This window comes from Caulobacter sp. GW821-FHT10E02 (assembly GCF_059415225.1).
The window spans coordinates 319,428-334,906 of record NZ_JBWKMV010000004.1; the positions used below are offsets into that span (position 1 = coordinate 319,428).

Below are 15,479 nucleotides of genomic sequence, written 5' to 3' on the forward strand. Positions count from 1 at the left end.
GCGGACCGAGCTCTCGTCCACCTGGACCGATCGAAAGTAGATGGCGAACGAGTGGGACCCTCAGCAGTTTAAGTCCGGCGCGCGTGCGGCCGGCGCCTCGGATAAGATGATCGCGAATGCGCTATCTACCGCTAGCGCGATCAAGAACATGCACCCGGATCTGCCGGTCATATTCACGCTTGGCCACCTGGCTCACTTGGCTGACGTCTCGCTGGCGGAACTCAACAGAATCGTGCGTCGGCGCGTGGACCCCTACAGAGTCTTCAGGCTGAAAAAGAGGGGCACGCCGAAGGCTGGGAATGCACCGCCTCGGCGTTACCGGACGATCTGTGTCCCGACGCCAGGCTTGATGAGGGTGCAGCGCTGGATCGCCCAGAACATCCTCAACATCATCTCCCCTCACCCCGCGAGCTACGCCTTCGCGCCGAACGTCAAGATGCGCGACGCTGCCGCCAGACATGTCAACGCGACCTGGCTGGTAAAGGTCGATGTCCGACACTTCTTCGAGTCGATCAGCGAACGGCAGGTCTATCGCTTCTTTCGAAGCCTTTCCTATCCAGCTCTCCTGTCGTTCGAATTGGCGCGTCTGTGCACCCGCTTGCCGCCGAAGTGGGAAAACTACGGCGGTGCCCCACCGGTGGACGAAGGGCCGCGAGGAGCGTCGGGCCTGACGTATCCCAGTCGCCTCCAAGGGGCCTTGCCTCAGGGGGCGCCAACTAGTCCGATGCTGGCCAACCACGTCGTCAAAGACTTGGACGTGGCCTTGTCGCGCATCGCGGCGGCGGGAGGTTGGCGCTACACCCGCTATGCCGACGACATGCATTTTTCCCGCTCAGGAGACGGCGATCGCCAGCATGCGGTCAACCTGTCGCGCGACGTCCAACGCGAGTTGACGCGCGTGGGTCTGAGGGCCAACCGGCAGAAAACCAGCGTCACGCCGCCGGGAGCCAGGAAGATTGTCCTGGGCCTATTGGTCGACACGCCAACGCCTCGGCTGAACCGGCAATTTCGCAACAATGTCGAGACCCATGTCTATGCTCTGACCCACCCGAAAATCGGGGTTCTGGCTCACCAGCAAGCTCGTGGCTTCGCGTCGACCATCGGAATGCGGCGCCATATTGAAGGCCTGGTAGGTTACGCCGGTCAAATCGACCGCGCTTATGGTGATTGGCTGAAGGCGCGCCTTGCAACAGTCATTTGGTGAGCTTGCCATCGACAAGTTAGCGTAGCTGCCTTTCGGTGCCTGAGCATTGGCGTCGATGGTGCCGGGATTGCGCGCCAGATCGCCAACGGCCACTCATAGTTCTCACAGGCATCCGTATCAGCGCAACGGCCTAGAACTCCCATCCGTGCTGGACGAACGCGCGGGCCGTCTGTAGGCGTCCGGCGGCTGCCGTGCGTCCCCGCTTCACCTCCGCCAGCCTTTCATCCTCCGCCTGCAAGTGGTCCTGCGCGGAGACGTCGTCGGGGCGCAGGTGTGCTTGCTGCGCGGCCTTCTGGAACGCTGCCGTCGCGGCCTTCTCGAGATTGTCCCAGAGCGCCAGATCCGTCTGGGCGTCATTGGCGTAACGTTGCCAATCAGATTTAGACATGGAAGGCATGGCGGTCTCCTAGTCGTTGATAACGAAGCCTGGGTTTCAACCGTAAAGGTTGAGTTCAAGCCAATACGCTCCAGGCGCGATCAAGGTCGCTGGCTGGTCGGAGGCTTGCTGCGGCGGCTCTGGCGATTCAGGACTGCTGCGGGTTGGCGCACCCGACACGATTCGAGCTAGCGCCTCTCGCCCATGACGGTGCCCCGAGCTAAACTCACAGCAATTGGGCGTGGCCAGATCGATTTTTTCTGATCGAGGCAAGCGCAGTAGCGGTCGCGCCAGATCGCAACCACCGTCCTAATCACCGTCCTAGAACGGAAATCGGCGGAGCCGAATTCGGCTAAAGTATTGAAAATATGGCGCGCCCGGAACGATTCGAACGTCCGACCCTCAGATTCGTAGTCTGATGCTCTATCCAGCTGAGCTACGGGCGCGCATTGCCTTTCGGCGAGGCGGGGGAAGTAGCCCGTCCGTTTCGGGAACGCAAGCCCGGTCTTTCAGAAAATTCGAAAAGTTTCGCGAGCCAGCGTTCGCCCAGCGGAACGGCCTTGCCGCGCGAGGGTTCAGGGCGCGGGATTGAGGCCGTTTCCAGAGTATCTGGGCGTGACAGCGTCGCTTGATTGGTGTCCATGGAACGCCTCGGGACGGCGGGCAGGCCTTCCCTCGTGTCCGCCATAGAGGATCCGTATGCGTCGCTTTGTTTCCCTGCTCGCCCTGGCCGCTTCGCTGCAACTGACGCTGGCGCCGATCTCCGCCGCCCACGCCGAGTCAATCCCGCTGGGCATGCCGGCGGCCCGGCCGGTCTCCACCTCGACGCCCGCAAAGGGCATGGTCGCCGCGGCCAATCCGCTGGCGGTCGAGGCGGGTCTGCGGGTGCTGCGCGACGGCGGCTCGGCGGTCGACGCGGCGGTGGCCATCCAGGCGGTGCTGGGCCTGGTCGAGCCGCAGAGCTCTGGCCTGGGCGGCGGCTCGTTCATGGTCTTCTACGACGCCAAGACCGGCAAGGTGACGGCCTATGACGGCCGCGAGAAGGCGCCGGCGGGCGCCAGCCCCGATCTGTTCATGGGCCCGGACGGCAAGCCACTGCCCTTCATCAAGGCGCTGCTGTCGGGCCGCTCGTCGGGCGTGCCGGGCGCGGTGGCCATGCTGTCCCAGGCCCAGAAGGAACACGGCAAGGTCGCCTGGAACACGCTGTTCAAGGACGCCGAGAAACTGGCCGACGACGGTTTCGTGGTCAGCCCGCGCCTGGCCGGCATGATCATCAGCCGCGCGCCCCAGGCCAGCCAGCCGGACGCGGTGAAGTACTTCACTAAGCCGGACGGGACCCGCTACCAGGCCGGCGACGTACTGAAGAACCCGGCCTATGCCGCCACGGTGCGCAAGATCGCCGCCGAGGGCCCGGCGGCCCTGCTGGACGGCCCGATCGCCCAGGCGATCGTCAATCGCCTGCACGAAGGCGACCTGCCCAGCAGCATCACCCTGGCCGACCTGAAGACCTACAAGCCGCGCTCGGCCCCTGCCCTGTGCCGGCCGTGGAAGGTCTATACCGTCTGCGTGCCCAACCCGCAGTCGTCGGGCCTGGCTGTGATCCAGGCGCTGCGGATGCTGGAGCACACCGACATCGGCCAGCGCGGTCCGACCGATCCGGTGGCCTGGACCCAGCTGGCCCAGGCCGAGCGCGTGATGTACGCCGACCGCGACCGCTATGTCGGCGATCCCTCGTTCGTGACCGTGCCGGTCGACGGCCTGCTGGACCCGAAATACGTCGCCGAGCGCGCCAAGCTGATCACCGACACGGCCGGGGCGGCCCCGCCGTTCGGCAAGCCCAAGGGCGCGCCCAAGGTCGGGATCGACATGACCCAGGAGCCGGGCGGCACCACCCACCTCGTGGTGGTCGATCCGGCCGGCAACGTCGTGTCGATGACCACCACGGTCGAGAGCATCTTCGGCAACGGCCGGATGGTGAACGGCTTCTTCCTCAACAACCAGCTGACCGACTTCTCGTTCTCGCCGAAGGAGAAGGACGGCGCGCCGGCCGCCAACGCCGTGGCCCCGGGCAAGCGCCCGCGCTCGTCGATGGCCCCGATCATCGTCCTGGACAAGAAGGGCAAGTTCCTGGCCGCCGTCGGCTCGCCGGGCGGCAACGCCATCCTGTCCTACAATCTCAAGGCCATGGTCGGGCTGTTCTACTGGAACCTGAACGTCCAGGAGGCGGTGTCGCTGCCGAACGTGGTGGCGCGCGGCGACACCTATTCCGGCGACGCCGAATGGTTCGGTCCGGACATGCTGGCCGCGCTCAATGCACGCGGCGTCAATATCAAGGTCGGCCAGATCGAAGGCTCGGGCCTGCAGGGCGTGATCGTGCGGCCGGGCGGCATCCTGGAAGGCGGCGCGGATCCGCGTCGCGAAGGCGTGGCCAAGGGCCTCTAGGGCCCCCTCAGGGACTAGGTGCGGGCCTGATGCTCTTCCAGGCCCGCCTCGACCTCGGCGCGGGAGAACACCTCCTCCTGGCCGTCCAGCAGCAGTTCGGCGTCGGACGCCTCCTGCACCGCCACCATGGCCGCCACGCGGCGCAGGGCGGTCGGGACGTCGGGGGCTTCGACAGTGATCTCGTGGATCGGCTTGCTGTCCGCCGAAGCGCCGATCTTCACCGCGATGGTCCAGGTGGTCGTCATCGAACTTCCTCCTAGGTGGCCGAAGCGTCGGCGGCCTTATCGTCCGGCTCCGGTAGCGGATCGGGCGCGCCGGCCAGGGTGAGGTCGAACACCGAACCGCCGGGACCGGTCTCGACCAAGGCCAGGTCGCCGCCGTGACCCTGGGCCAGCTCGCGGGCGATGGCCAGGCCCAGGCCGGTGCCGCCGCGACGCACCGAGCCGACGAAGGGCTGGAAGAGGTTGGCGCGGGCGCGCTCGGGCACGCCGGGGCCGTCGTCCGACAGCCGCAGGATGCTATGGCCGGCGTCGCGGCGCAGCTCGACGAACACCTTGCCCTTGCCGCCCCGATCGGTGGCGCCCTCGATGGCCTCGCGGGCGTTGCGGAACAGGTTGGTCAGGATGCGGTGCAGCTGGTCCGGATCGGCCAGCAGCTGCTCGCGCGGACCGATGACGGTCTCCAGGGCCACGCCCTGCGGGGTCAGGCCGGCGTCCTCGGCGGCCATGTCCAGGGCCGGGCGCAGCGGGATGATCCGCGTCACCGCCTCGGGCTCCTTGGACTTGCCATAGGCCATGACGTCCGAGGCCAGGGTGATGGCGCGATCCAGGGCTCGCTCCAGGCGCGGCAGGGCCTGGGCCACCTTGGGATCGCCCAGGGCGGCCAGGCGGTCCGAAGCCATCTGGGCGCTGGTCAGCATGTTGCGCAGGTCGTGATTGATCTTGGCCACCGCCTCGCCCAGGGCCGCCAGACGGGCCTTGGAGGCCAGGGCGGCCAGCAGGTCGGCCTGCATGCGGTCGAGCTCGGCCTCGGCGCGGCCGATCTCGTCGCGGCGCTTGGAGACGACGATGCGTGCTTCCGGATCGCCCGGATCGACGCGGAAGGCTTCCATGGCCCGGGTGATGCGCTGCATCGGCCGGACCAGGAAGATGTTCAGGAAGGCGTAGACCAGCAGGCCCGCCAGCACCGCCACGAAGACGGTGACCCCGGCCAGGCGCCAGAAATAGGCGACCAGCTGGGCCTTCAGCGGCGCGTCGGGCAGCACCACCTCGACGAACTCGGCCTTGCGGAAGCGCGGCTCGGCCATGACGCGGACCGTGCTGCCCTTGGGGCTGGTCAGGGTGAAGAACGGCGCGGCCAGCCACGAGCCCGGGTTCTGGCGGCGCAGGTCCACGAGATAGGGTGTCTTGAACGGCTCCTTGGGCGGCAGGACCAGGCGGCGCGCGCCCTCGGCCTGGACGGCGACGGTGACGGCCCCGGCCTGGTCGAACATCTGATTGGCGACCGCGTCGCTGACCCGCAGGTCCGGATCCGATTCGGCGATGGTCGAGGCCAGTTCACCCGCCCGCACGCGGTCCAGCAGCCACTGCTCCTCGAACTGCGCCAGGGTCAGCGGCAGGATCAGCATGCCGCCGAAGGTGACGACGATGGCGGTGAACAGCAGCAGGCGCGCCGACAGGCCACCGGGCCACGGAAATCGTTTCCGGGGCGGGGCGGGCTCAGTCTCCGACGGCGAAACCGTTTCGACCATCCGGCGTGGCTACTTCTCGTCCATGGGCGCTGCTTCGCGCCGCTTGCGCCAATGGCGCCACATCGGCGGCAGAAAGGCCAGAACGCCCATGCCGACAATGGGAAGATAAATCCGTGGCGAGAAGAGGGTCTCCATCGTCACGGGGCCGCCTTGCTCGAAGAGATGGCCAAGTCCCGCGCCGATCCCGGCATAGACGAAAGAGCTCGGGATCATGCCCAGCAGCGAGGCCAGGACGAAGGCGCGGGCGGGAATGTTGGCCACGCCGGCGGCGACATTGACGATCAACAGCGGAAAGGCCGGGATCAGGCGTAGGGTCAGCAGGTAGTTGAAGGCGTCCTTGCGCAGGCCGTCGGCCACGCGGGCCAGGAAGGCGTCGGGCTTGCGGCGCAGCATGTCGCCGAAGGCGGTGCGGAACACCAGGTAGATCACGGTCGAGCCGCCGGTCGCGCCGGTGACGGCCGCGAAGCCGCCGCCGAGCGGGCCGAACAGGAAGCCGCCGGTCAAGGACAGGATCAGAGCGCCGGGCAGCGAGACCGCCACCGAGCCGATATAGATCGCCAGATAGATCGCCACGCTCAACAGCGGCTTCTCGCGGGCGAAGGCCTGCAGTTCTGTCCCACGCTTGCGCAGTTCCTCCAGCGACAGGTGGTCGGTGACGCCGCTGGCGAAGGCGGCCACGAATAGGATCACGATGACCGCGAGCGGCCCGAAGCGGCGCAGCAGCGTCAGGACCCTCTCACGCGTCATGGCGCGCCGACCGCGTCCTCGACCGCCGCGAAGCCGTCGGCCCGCAGGCGGGCGGCCAGGTCGCGCTTGATGCGGGTGACGAGGCCCGGGCCGCCATAGACCAGGGCGGAATAGAGCTGCACGGCCCGCGCGCCGGCGCGGATCTTGGCATAGGCCCCGGCGCCGTCGGCGATGCCGCCCGCGCCGATCAGGGCGACACGACCGGCCGCGGCGGAGTGGAAGCGCTTGAGGACCTCGGTCGAGGCGCTCAGCAGCGGGGCGCCGGACAGACCGCCGCCCTCGCCGGCCCGGGCCGACTTCAAGCTGTCGGGACGAGCGATGGTGGTGTTGCTGACGATGATGGCGTCCAGGCCCGCGTCGACCACGGCCTCGACGATGGCCTCGACCTCGCCGTCCTCCAGGTCGGGCGCGACCTTCAGGAAGATCGGATAGTCGGCGCCCGAGGCGACCTTCATCGCTTCGCGGGTTTCGGAGATCCGGCCCAGCAGCTCCTCGAGCGCCGCCTTGGTCTGCAAGGCGCGCAGGCCGGGCGTGTTGGGCGAGGAGATGTTGGCGGTGAAATAGTCCGACAGACCCCACAGTTGGCTGAGGCCCGTGACGTAGTCCTCGATGCGGTCGCTGGCGTCCTTGTTGGCGCCGATATTGGCGCCCACGACGCCGCCCCGCCCCTCGCGAGCCTTCAGGCGCGCCACGAAGGGGTCGAGGCCGCCGTTGTTGAAGCCCATGCGGTTGATCACCGCCTGGTCCTCGGTCAGCCGGAACAGGCGCGGGCGCGGATTGCCGGCCTGGGCCAGGGGCGTGACGGTGCCCGCCTCCACGAAGCCGAAGCCGGCGGCCAGCATGGCGTCGGGGACCTCGGCGTTCTTGTCGAAGCCGGCGGCCAGGCCCACGCAGTTAGGCAGCTCCAGGCCGGCGATCTTCACCGCCAGGATCGGGTCGTCCGGACCGCTCTCGCGCGGGCCCAGACCCATCTTCAGGCCGCGAATGGCCCAGCCGTGCGCGTCCTCCGGGTCGAAGATGTGCAGGGCGCGGGCGGCGATGTCATGCAGGCTCATGCGAGATGTTCGCCCAGCTGCGGCACGCCGTCGGCGTCGAGTTCGATGGTGGCTTCCGTCACCACCTCGGACACGAGCAACGGCCGGAAGAGATGCGGGAACAGCGCCCCGCCGCGCGAGAGCTCCCACTTCAGGGCCTCGCCCAGGCCTTCGGCCTCGACGCCCAGCAGAACGAGGTCCGGCAGGTCCTTGAAGTAGAGCGCGGCGGTCGTCTGGGCCTGGTCGGCGGCCGACAGGTGGATGAAGCCGTCCTGATGGTCGACGGCCGAGCCCTCGAACCGGCCGACGGCCTTGGCGGCGTCCCACTCGGCGCGGGACAGGATCTTGTAGATCAGGGTCATTCGCCGCCGTCTCCGCCGTTTTCGTTCGCGTAGAAGAGATGCTCCAGCACCGGGCCGGCCGCCGTCCAGCCGAACACCACCACGGTGGATGTCGGGAAGCGGCTGCGCAGCTTGTTGGTGTGGATCGGCGAGGCGCCGCCCTGGAAGGCCAGGCGCAGGGCCAGCTCGTGCAGGCCCGGATTATGCCCGACCACCATCACCGTGGCCGCGCCGTCCGCGTGGTCCTCGATGGCCTGGACGACCTCTTCGGGATCGGCGTGATAAAGGTCGCGTAGGTGCTCGACCCGCGCGGCGGGGAAGTTCGGCGCGACCTGCTCGGCCGTCTCGCGGGTGCGGCGGGCCGAGGAGACCAGCAGCAACTCGGGCGCATAGGCCATCCCGGCCAGCAGCTTGCCCATGACAGCCGCATCGGCCCGGCCGCTGTCGGCCAGGGCGCGCTCGAAGTCGCCGCCGGTCTGGGCGTGCCGCTCGGCCTTGCCGTGGCGCATCAGGATCAGTCGCTCCATGGGTCCTCCATAGCCGTCCGTCGCCTTGTCAGGAAGCCGGTGGTTGACACCTTGTTCGCCAAGGGGTCCAAGGCGGCATGGCTGCGCTCGATCTGTTCACACCCGTCCTGTCCGGCGGGGGAACCTGGCGGTTTCCCGCGAACGAACCTCTGCGGCTCGATTCGGGCGCCATGCTCGAGGGTCTGGAGATCGGCTACCAGACCTATGGCGCGCTGAACGCCGACAAGTCCAACGCCGTCCTGATCTGCCACGCCCTGACCGGCGACCAGTTCGTGGCCTCGCCGCACCCGACCACGGGCAAGCCCGGCTGGTGGCTGCGGATGATCGGTCCCGGCAAGCCGCTGGACCCGGAGCGGCACTTCATCATCTGCACCAACGTGATCGGCGGCTGCATGGGCTCGACCGGCCCGGCCTCGATCAATCCGGGCACCGGTAGGGCCTATGGCCTGGCGTTCCCGGTCATCACCATCCCCGACATGGTCCGCGCCCAGGCGATGCTGGTCAGCGCGCTGGGCATCGACACCCTGTTCGCGGTGATCGGCGGCTCGATGGGCGGCATGCAGGCCCAGCAGTGGGCGGTCGACTATCCCGAGCGGCTGTTCAGCGCCGTGGTGCTGGCGTCCGCGTCCAGGCACTCGGCCCAGAACATCGCGTTCCACGAGGTGGGCCGCCAGGCGATCATGGCCGATCCGGACTGGCGCGGCGGCGCCTATGCCGACCACGGTGTCCAGCCCGGCAAGGGCCTGGCCGTGGCGCGGATGGCCGCGCATATCACCTATCTGTCCGAACCGGCCCTGCAGCGGAAGTTCGGCCGCGAGCTGAAGCGCGACGGCCTGTCGTGGGGCTTCGACGCCGACTTCCAGGTCGAGAGCTACCTGCGCCACCAGGGGGCCAGCTTCGTCGACCGGTTCGACGCCAACAGCTATCTCTACATCACCCGGGCCACCGACTATTTCGACATCGCCGCCAGCCATGGCGGGGTGCTGGCCAAGGCCTTCACCCGAGCCCGCGACGTGCGGTTCTGCGTGCTCAGCTTCACCAGCGACTGGCTCTACCCGACAGCCGAGAGCCGCCATCTGGTCCGCGCCCTGACCGCCGCCGGGGCCCGCGCGGCCTTCGCCGAGATCGAGAGCGACAAGGGCCACGACGCCTTCCTGCTGGACGAGCCGGTGATGGACGCGGCGCTGGCGGGCTTCCTGAGTTCGGCCGAACGCGATCGGGGACTGACGTGAGCGCCATCCGCGAGGACTTCCGCGAGATTCTGCGCCTGGTGCGCCCCGGCTCGCGCGTGCTGGACGTCGGCTGCGGCGAAGGCGCCCTGCTGGACCTGCTGGCCCACGACAAGCAGGTCGATGGCCGGGGGCTGGAAATCAGCTCCAGCGGCGTGGCGGCCTGTATGGCGCGCGGCCTGTCGGTGGTGCAGGGCGACGCCGACCAGGACCTCGACCACTTCCCCGACCGCAGTTTCGACTACGCGGTGCTGTCCCAGACCCTGCAGGCGACGCGCAATCCGCGCCACGTGCTGGACGAGCTGCTGCGCATCGCCGACCGGGCCATCGTCTCGTTCCCGAACTTTGGCCACTGGCGCGTGCGCTGGTCGCTGCTGAGCCGGGGTCGGATGCCCGAGACCAAGGCCCTGCCGATGCCGTGGTGGTCGACGCCGAACATCCACCTCTGCACCCTGGCCGATTTCCTGGCCCTGACCGCCGACCTCAACCTGCGGGTCGACGCCTGCGCCGCCTTCGCCGGAACGGGCCCGGCCCGGGCGATGGACCCCGCCAGCGCGGTCGAGAACTGGCGGGCGGAAACCTGCCTCTTCATGCTCAGCCGCAACGGCGCGACATCGACTAAGGAACTTCCGCCCGTCTCGGGCGATCTCTTCGACGGATGAAGACCCTTCGTCTCATGACCTACAACGTCCACCGCTGCGTGGGCACGGACCGCAGGCTCGATGTCGAGCGTGTGGCGGAGGTCATCGCTGCCGAACGCCCGGACGTCGTGGCCCTGCAGGAACTGGACGTCCTGCGCGCCCGCACCAAGGGCGTCGACCAGGCCCACCGCCTCGCAGAACTGCTGAAGATGAGCTTCCACTTCCATCCGGCCATGACGGTCGAGGAAGAGCTCTACGGCGACGCCATCCTGACCGCCCTGCCCGAGCGCCGGATCAAGGCCAAGGGCCTGCCGCTCTACAAGCGCGTGCCGGGCCTGGAGCCGCGCGGGGCCCTGTGGGTCGAGGTCGATGTCGACGGGACCAAGGTCCAGATCATCAACACCCACCTGGGCCTCGTGCCGCAGGAACAGAAGCGCCAAGCCGCCGCCCTGCTGGGTCCCGACTGGATGGGCGCCGACGAGTGGCTGGCTCCCGGCGTGGTGCTGGGCGACTTCAACGCCACGCCCTATTCGGCCACCTACCGGATGCTGCGGACGGCCCTGCGAGACGCCCAGGCCCCGACGCCGAGCTGGCCTCGACCGGCGACCTCGACCTTCCCGTCCAATTTCCCGTTCATGCGCATCGACCACGTCTTCATGACCAAGGGCCTGGAGACGGTCGGCGTACGCTCACCCTTCGACGCCCGCGCCCGGGTGGCGTCCGATCACCTGCCGCTGGTGATCGAGCTGGAGATCACGGCAACAGGTGATCCGGCGGGATCGGCGGCGGCTCCGTAAGCTTCACGAGGTCGCGCCGCAGCCGGGCGCGACGGCCCCATGGCCGCCAGGCGTCGTCGGGCGCGATGGCGTCGCCCAGGCTCCAGTCGGCGATGAACTTCTGAACCCCGGTCAGCTTGCGCACCGGCACCGGCTGTAGCCGCCGAGGCGGGCCGCCCTTGACGTCCAGCGCGTTGATCGCCGCGCCCAGGCCGCCTTCGCGCTCGATGGCCTCCAGCACGTCCTGGGTCGAGCGGTCGATGAAGTGACCGACCAGCCGACCCAGGAAGGCGCGAACTGTTTCGCGCTCGATCTCGCTCTTGGCCTCGAAGGCCAGGTCGCACTCGCTGTCCAGGCCGATCGAGCGGTTGTTGAGGTTGGCGCTGCCGATCCGCAGCATCCAGTCGTCCATGATCGCCACCTTGGAGTGGACGATGATCGGTCCGCCGCCGGGCGTATGGGCCGAGAAGGCCGAGAAGCGCTTGTGGACGTCGACCTCGCGCAGGCGGTTGATCGCCGAGGTCCGGGCGCTGTCCATGGTCATCTGGTCGAAATAGCTGGGGCTGCGCGCCGGCCCGACCGTGACCACCTCGGGACCGTCGGGCTCGGCCAGGCGCTCGGCCAGGGCTTCGACGATGATCGGCGAGGTCAGGTACTGGTTCTCCAGATAGATCAGTCGTTTGGCCCGGCGGATGGCCGACAGGTGCAGCAGCATGCACTCGGTGACCTCCGGCCGGCCCTGCCAGGCGGCCGAGGTGCGAGCCACGGCGATCGGCAGGCGGCGCAGGTCGGGCAGCAGGTCTTCAGGCCAGGGCGTCTCGTCGGGGCGGTCCGGATGCTCGATCGGCTCGCCGCCGGACGATTTCCAGCGGTCCATGAAGAGCTCGGCCATGGCCTCACCCGCCCGGCCATCGACCAGCATCGAGACCTCATGGCGGGCCGGATAGTGACGCCCCGTGGGCAGACGGCGCAGCGGGTTGTTGTCCAGGTGGCGGGTGTCGTCCCAGCGATCGACGCCGATGTCGCCACCGCTGACGAAGGCGGTGACGCCGTCGATGATCACCGCCTTCTGGTGATGGCAGGCGCTGGCCGGCAGGGTGGCGTCCAGGCGGTACTTCACGCGCGAGCCGGCGAAGAAGGCCGCGCCGCGGTGTGGGCCGAACAGCTGCGAGGCGGCGATCGGGAACGGCATGTCCCAGGTCAGCACCCGCACGTCCAGCGCCGGGTTCAGCGCCGCCTGCCGGCGCAGGATCAGGCCGATGCGGTCGGCGTGGCTGGGGTCGCGGCTGCGCTTGACCCGGTCGGGATCCAGGCGCGTCAGGGGATCGAACACCCAGGCCAGGATCCAGATCGACTTCTTGGCCGACAGGATCAGGGGCTTGAGCGAGTCGAACGCCTCGTCGTTGTCGATGAACAGGGCCACGCGATCGGCGGGCTCGACCCGCCAGCAGTTGTATCCCGGTTGGAAGACGGAAGAGCTGGAACTCATGTCACCCCGAACGCCGTGAGATGCGACAACGCGCGGACAGTGTTATGGCTCCGCTTAGGGACCACGTCCCCAACAATCAGAGCTGAAGCGCCATGACCACGATCGATCCGTCCAAGGCTCCGCATGTCCTGTCGGATCGACAACGACTCTGGGCCTTCTGGCTGGGCTGCCTGGTGGTCACGGCGGGCGTCATCCTGCACATCCCGATGTACCTGATGGGCGCGAACATCGGCTACCAGCTGGCCGGCATGCCGATGGATCTGGGCATGACGATCGGCATGCTGATCATTCCCCCCGGCTGCGCCTTGGCCGGCTGGGGCCTGCTGCCGCGTCGTGGTCACGATCACAGCCATGACCACCACACCGTCGACGTCACCCCGCCCGAGGATGCGCCGCTGTCGCGCGCCCATTGGGGCCTGATGGTGACCCTGGTCGTGGCCCTGATCATCGACATCATGAAGCCGGCCAGCCTGGGCTTCGTGGTGCCCGGCATGATCAAGGAGTACGGGGTCTCCAAGGCCATGGTCGCCTGGCTGCCCTTCGCGGCCCTGACCGGCACGGTGGCCGGCTCGATCATCTGGGGGATCCTGGCCGACATCTTCGGCCGTCGCGCCTCGATCCTGCTGTCGGCGGTGATGTTCGTCGGCACCTCGATCTGCGGCGCCATGCCCGATTTCTGGTGGAACGTCGGCATGTGTTTCATGATGGGCGCGGCCGCCGGCGGCCTGCTGCCCGTGGTCTACGCCCTGCTGGCCGAGACCATGCCGTCCAAGCATCGGGGCTGGAGCCTGGTCCTGGTCGGCGGCCTGGGCGCGGTCGGCGGCTATCTCGCCTCGTCGGGCCTGTCGGCTCTGCTGCAGCCCGAGTTCGGCTGGCGGATCATGTGGTTCCTGAACCTGCCCACGGGGTTGATCCTGATCGCCCTGTCGGGCGCGATCCCGGAGTCGGCCAAGTTTCTGATGACCATCGGCCGGATCGACGCCGCCCACGCGATCATGAAGCGCTTCGGCTCGGTGGTGCGCGAGCGCGACGAGACGCCGGCCGAGGCGGCCGATCACCACCACGTCCTGACCGCGCCGCCGGTCGAGCGCCGCTTCGCCGGCATGACAGCCGCCTTGAGCATCGCCGCCGTCGCCTGGGGCCTGGTGAACTTCGGCCTGCTGCTCTGGCTGCCGGCCGAGCTGGTGGCCAAGGGCTACAGCATGGGCGTGTCCAGCCAGCTCTTGGCCAAGTCGGCCCTCATCGCCTTCCCGACCGTGTTCGTCTGCGCGTTCCTCTACAGCCGCTGGAGCACCAAGTGGTCGCTGGTCGGCACGATGGTGGTCAGCGCCATCGGCGTGTCGGGCGTGCTGACGATCGGGAACGGCGCCAGCCCGATCCTGCCCGTGGCCCTGATGATCATCGGCACGAACGGCCTGCTGGCCATTCTGCTGCCCTACGCGGCCGAGAGCTATCCGCTGCGGGTGCGCGGCAGGGCGACGGGTTGGATCGCCGCCTGCAGCAAGTCCGGCGGCCTGATCGCCCAGCTGCTGGGCATCCTGGGCGCGGTGCCGGCGTTGAAGGTCGCGGCGCTGATCATCATCGCGCCCCTGGCCCTGGCGGCGCTGCTGACGGCGTGGTTCGGGACCGAGACGCGCGGCCGGGACCTGCGCGAGCTGGAGCGCTAGCCGGCGATCGCGGCGGCGTCGCGTTCGCCGGTGCGGATGCGCAGGGCCTGTTCCAGGTCCATGACGAAGACCTTGCCGTCGCCGATCTTGCCGGTGTTGGCGGTGCGCTGCAGGGCCTCGATGACGGGCTCCAGCACGTCGGTCGGCACGGCGATCTCCAGCTTGACCTTCGGCAGCAGCTTCACCTCGTACTCGGCGCCGCGATAGACCTCGGTCTTGCCCTTCTGCCGGCCGTAGCCGCGCACCTCGGTGACCGTCAGGCCCGACGCGCCGGCTTCGGTGACCGCTTCAAGCACCGCGTCCAGGCGGCTCGGCTTAATCACGGCGACGATCATCTTCATGGCGGCTGTTCCCGGGGAGCGAACGGTTGTTACGATTCCAAGCTAGGCGTCCGAACGCTTCGCTCCAAGTAAGAACGGCCTTCCCGACCGTTCGGCGCCTGATGAACAGGCGCCGGCCTGCCTTCAGTGTGGCGCGCGGGTGTCGGTCCCGCCGGACTGGGCAGCAGAACGCCGGGCGCGAACACCCTGGCGCGGGCCCGGTGACCGCGCGGCTTGACCGCGAAAGTCTGCTTGATGGCCTCCATCAGGATCACCCCGGCGAAGCGCGGCCACAGGCGGGCGCCGACCTGCTCGAAGCCCTCGGCCCAGCCGGCCATGGCCCCCATTGGCGGCACGTAGAGCGCCCGGGTCCAGCCGGCCGGCTCCAGGTCGGCCTCGCGAATCAGCGCTTCCAGCTGGCTGCGGCTATAGGGACGGCCGTGGCCGAACGGCGTGGTCTCGGCGCCCGTCCAGACGCCATCACGCGACGACACGGCCACGATCAGCCGCCCCGTCGGCGCCATGACCCGGCCGATCTCGGCCAGCAGAGCGGCGGGATCGTCGGCCTCTTCCAGGGCATGGACGGCCAGGACGCGGTCAAACATGGCGTTGGGCAGCGGGAGAGCCGTCTCCTCGACCAGGCACGCCTGGTTGCGGCCGCCGTGCGGCCAGACCTCGACGCCCTGCTGGGCGGGCATGGCGGCCACGACCCGGCGGGCCTTGGCGCGGGCGGCGTCCAGGAACGGCGTGGCGTAGCCGACGCCCAGCACGTCCAGGTCGCGGGTGTCGCCCCAGGCCTCTTCCACCTTGCGGGTCAGCATCGTCCGCGCCGCGCGCCCCAGCGGGGCGGCGTAGAAGGCTCTCAGGTCCAGCACGTCGCGGCGCATTGAGTCTCCTGATCGTAGGAGCCATCCTTGTAGGCGCGCCGGCCGAGGC

16 protein-coding genes and 1 tRNA gene are annotated in these 15,479 nt (G+C 68.7%); 6 read left to right on the forward strand and 11 right to left on the reverse strand.

Annotation, left to right across the window (positions count from 1 at the left end; translation table 11 throughout):
- Nucleotides 1-40 precede the first annotated feature (40 nt).
- Nucleotides 41-1,204, forward strand: coding sequence for a reverse transcriptase family protein (locus tag AC07NI_RS21235; RefSeq protein ID WP_494622800.1), 1,164 nt, complete (start codon nucleotides 41-43; stop codon nucleotides 1,202-1,204).
- A 130-nt stretch (nucleotides 1,205-1,334) separates the two neighbouring features.
- Here the strand turns inward: AC07NI_RS21235 and AC07NI_RS21240 are convergent, their stop codons facing one another.
- Both AC07NI_RS21240 and AC07NI_RS21245 read right to left on the reverse strand, forming a co-directional pair.
- Nucleotides 1,335-1,601 carry a hypothetical protein gene (locus tag AC07NI_RS21240; protein WP_494622802.1) on the reverse strand — a complete coding sequence of 89 codons (267 nt, stop codon included), beginning with the start codon at nucleotides 1,599-1,601 and terminating at the stop codon, nucleotides 1,335-1,337.
- Nucleotides 1,602-1,949: 348 nt separating this feature from the next.
- Nucleotides 1,950-2,026, reverse strand: a tRNA-Arg gene (locus tag AC07NI_RS21245).
- 253 nt (nucleotides 2,027-2,279) lie between these two features.
- On the opposite strand from AC07NI_RS21245, the gene ggt reads away from it, so the two are divergent.
- The gene (gene ggt, locus AC07NI_RS21250; RefSeq protein WP_494622804.1) at nucleotides 2,280-4,022 is read left to right on the forward strand and encodes a gamma-glutamyltransferase; all 1,743 of its coding nucleotides are present in this window, start codon (nucleotides 2,280-2,282) and stop codon (nucleotides 4,020-4,022) included.
- 14 nt (nucleotides 4,023-4,036) lie between these two features.
- Here the strand turns inward: ggt and AC07NI_RS21255 are convergent, their stop codons facing one another.
- From AC07NI_RS21255 to AC07NI_RS21280, 6 genes are read right to left on the reverse strand one after another with little or no spacing between them, the layout of a single operon-like run.
- Nucleotides 4,037-4,267 (reverse strand): hypothetical protein, encoded by a 231-nt coding sequence (locus AC07NI_RS21255; protein ID WP_494622806.1) that lies wholly within the window; start codon nucleotides 4,265-4,267, stop codon nucleotides 4,037-4,039.
- A gap of 11 nt (nucleotides 4,268-4,278) precedes the next feature.
- Entirely contained in the window at nucleotides 4,279-5,772 is a 1,494-nt protein-coding gene (locus AC07NI_RS21260; RefSeq protein ID WP_494622808.1) for a sensor histidine kinase, read from the reverse strand.
- A gap of 9 nt (nucleotides 5,773-5,781) precedes the next feature.
- Nucleotides 5,782-6,519: a TVP38/TMEM64 family protein gene (locus tag AC07NI_RS21265; RefSeq protein ID WP_494622810.1), complete on the reverse strand. Its 738-nt coding sequence runs from the start codon at nucleotides 6,517-6,519 to the stop codon at nucleotides 5,782-5,784.
- Nucleotides 6,516-7,574, reverse strand: a complete 1,059-nt coding sequence (locus tag AC07NI_RS21270) for a quinone-dependent dihydroorotate dehydrogenase (RefSeq protein ID WP_494622812.1) — start codon at nucleotides 7,572-7,574, stop codon at nucleotides 6,516-6,518. The genes AC07NI_RS21265 and AC07NI_RS21270 overlap by 4 nt, the downstream gene beginning before the upstream one ends.
- Complete coding sequence (locus AC07NI_RS21275; protein ID WP_494622814.1) at nucleotides 7,571-7,915, reverse strand: DUF952 domain-containing protein; 345 nt, start codon at nucleotides 7,913-7,915, stop codon at nucleotides 7,571-7,573. Before AC07NI_RS21275 ends, AC07NI_RS21270 begins: the two co-directional genes overlap by 4 nt.
- The gene (locus AC07NI_RS21280) at nucleotides 7,912-8,421 is read right to left on the reverse strand and encodes a SixA phosphatase family protein (RefSeq protein WP_494622816.1); all 510 of its coding nucleotides are present in this window, start codon (nucleotides 8,419-8,421) and stop codon (nucleotides 7,912-7,914) included. Before AC07NI_RS21280 ends, AC07NI_RS21275 begins: the two co-directional genes overlap by 4 nt.
- A 77-nt stretch (nucleotides 8,422-8,498) precedes the next feature.
- On the opposite strand from AC07NI_RS21280, the gene metX reads away from it, so the two are divergent.
- The 3 genes from metX to AC07NI_RS21295 are packed head-to-tail and all read left to right on the forward strand — an operon-like array spanning nucleotide 8,499 to nucleotide 11,088.
- Nucleotides 8,499-9,653, forward strand: a complete 1,155-nt coding sequence (gene metX / locus AC07NI_RS21285) for a homoserine O-acetyltransferase MetX (protein ID WP_494622818.1) — start codon at nucleotides 8,499-8,501, stop codon at nucleotides 9,651-9,653.
- On the forward strand, nucleotides 9,650-10,312 hold the full coding sequence (gene metW, locus AC07NI_RS21290; RefSeq protein ID WP_494622820.1) for a methionine biosynthesis protein MetW: 663 nt from the start codon (nucleotides 9,650-9,652) through the stop codon (nucleotides 10,310-10,312). The genes metX and metW overlap by 4 nt, the downstream gene beginning before the upstream one ends.
- Nucleotides 10,309-11,088, forward strand: coding sequence for an endonuclease/exonuclease/phosphatase family protein (locus AC07NI_RS21295; protein ID WP_494622822.1), 780 nt, complete (start codon nucleotides 10,309-10,311; stop codon nucleotides 11,086-11,088). The genes metW and AC07NI_RS21295 overlap by 4 nt, the downstream gene beginning before the upstream one ends.
- Here AC07NI_RS21295 and AC07NI_RS21300 read toward each other — a convergent pair.
- Complete coding sequence (locus AC07NI_RS21300; protein WP_494622824.1) at nucleotides 11,045-12,556, reverse strand: phospholipase D-like domain-containing protein; 1,512 nt, start codon at nucleotides 12,554-12,556, stop codon at nucleotides 11,045-11,047. The two genes, AC07NI_RS21295 and AC07NI_RS21300, sit on opposite strands and share 44 nt — an antisense overlap.
- A 92-nt stretch (nucleotides 12,557-12,648) precedes the next feature.
- Here AC07NI_RS21300 and AC07NI_RS21305 point away from each other — a divergent pair, with 92 nt between their 5' ends.
- The gene (locus AC07NI_RS21305) at nucleotides 12,649-14,223 is read left to right on the forward strand and encodes an MFS transporter (RefSeq protein WP_494622826.1); all 1,575 of its coding nucleotides are present in this window, start codon (nucleotides 12,649-12,651) and stop codon (nucleotides 14,221-14,223) included.
- On the opposite strand, the gene AC07NI_RS21310 is transcribed toward AC07NI_RS21305, so the two are convergent.
- Together AC07NI_RS21310 and AC07NI_RS21315 are read right to left on the reverse strand one after the other, a co-directional pair.
- Nucleotides 14,220-14,564: a P-II family nitrogen regulator gene (locus tag AC07NI_RS21310; RefSeq protein WP_010918409.1), complete on the reverse strand. Its 345-nt coding sequence runs from the start codon at nucleotides 14,562-14,564 to the stop codon at nucleotides 14,220-14,222. The genes AC07NI_RS21305 and AC07NI_RS21310 overlap by 4 nt on opposite strands.
- A 29-nt stretch (nucleotides 14,565-14,593) precedes the next feature.
- Entirely contained in the window at nucleotides 14,594-15,430 is an 837-nt protein-coding gene (locus AC07NI_RS21315; RefSeq protein ID WP_494622828.1) for a class I SAM-dependent methyltransferase, read from the reverse strand.
- Between the last annotated feature and the right edge of the window lie 49 nt (nucleotides 15,431-15,479).

Excerpts from the sequence above, each read along its gene's own strand:
- AC07NI_RS21235 (WP_494622800.1), top strand. The coding sequence starts at position 41 with ATGGCGAACGAGTGGGACCCTCAGCAGTTTAAGTCCGGCGCGCGTGCG.
- AC07NI_RS21240 (WP_494622802.1), bottom strand. The coding sequence starts at position 1,601 with ATGCCTTCCATGTCTAAATCTGATTGGCAACGTTACGCCAATGACGCC.
- ggt (WP_494622804.1), top strand. The coding sequence starts at position 2,280 with ATGCGTCGCTTTGTTTCCCTGCTCGCCCTGGCCGCTTCGCTGCAACTG.
- AC07NI_RS21255 (WP_494622806.1), bottom strand. The coding sequence starts at position 4,267 with ATGACGACCACCTGGACCATCGCGGTGAAGATCGGCGCTTCGGCGGAC.
- AC07NI_RS21260 (WP_494622808.1), bottom strand. The coding sequence starts at position 5,772 with ATGGTCGAAACGGTTTCGCCGTCGGAGACTGAGCCCGCCCCGCCCCGG.
- AC07NI_RS21265 (WP_494622810.1), bottom strand. The coding sequence starts at position 6,519 with ATGACGCGTGAGAGGGTCCTGACGCTGCTGCGCCGCTTCGGGCCGCTC.
- AC07NI_RS21270 (WP_494622812.1), bottom strand. The coding sequence starts at position 7,574 with ATGAGCCTGCATGACATCGCCGCCCGCGCCCTGCACATCTTCGACCCG.
- AC07NI_RS21275 (WP_494622814.1), bottom strand. The coding sequence starts at position 7,915 with ATGACCCTGATCTACAAGATCCTGTCCCGCGCCGAGTGGGACGCCGCC.
- AC07NI_RS21280 (WP_494622816.1), bottom strand. The coding sequence starts at position 8,421 with ATGGAGCGACTGATCCTGATGCGCCACGGCAAGGCCGAGCGGCACGCC.
- metX (WP_494622818.1), top strand. The coding sequence starts at position 8,499 with ATGGCTGCGCTCGATCTGTTCACACCCGTCCTGTCCGGCGGGGGAACC.
- AC07NI_RS21295 (WP_494622822.1), top strand. The coding sequence starts at position 10,309 with ATGAAGACCCTTCGTCTCATGACCTACAACGTCCACCGCTGCGTGGGC.
- AC07NI_RS21300 (WP_494622824.1), bottom strand. The coding sequence starts at position 12,556 with ATGAGTTCCAGCTCTTCCGTCTTCCAACCGGGATACAACTGCTGGCGG.
- AC07NI_RS21305 (WP_494622826.1), top strand. The coding sequence starts at position 12,649 with ATGACCACGATCGATCCGTCCAAGGCTCCGCATGTCCTGTCGGATCGA.
- AC07NI_RS21310 (WP_010918409.1), bottom strand. The coding sequence starts at position 14,564 with ATGAAGATGATCGTCGCCGTGATTAAGCCGAGCCGCCTGGACGCGGTG.
- AC07NI_RS21315 (WP_494622828.1), bottom strand. The coding sequence starts at position 15,430 with ATGCGCCGCGACGTGCTGGACCTGAGAGCCTTCTACGCCGCCCCGCTG.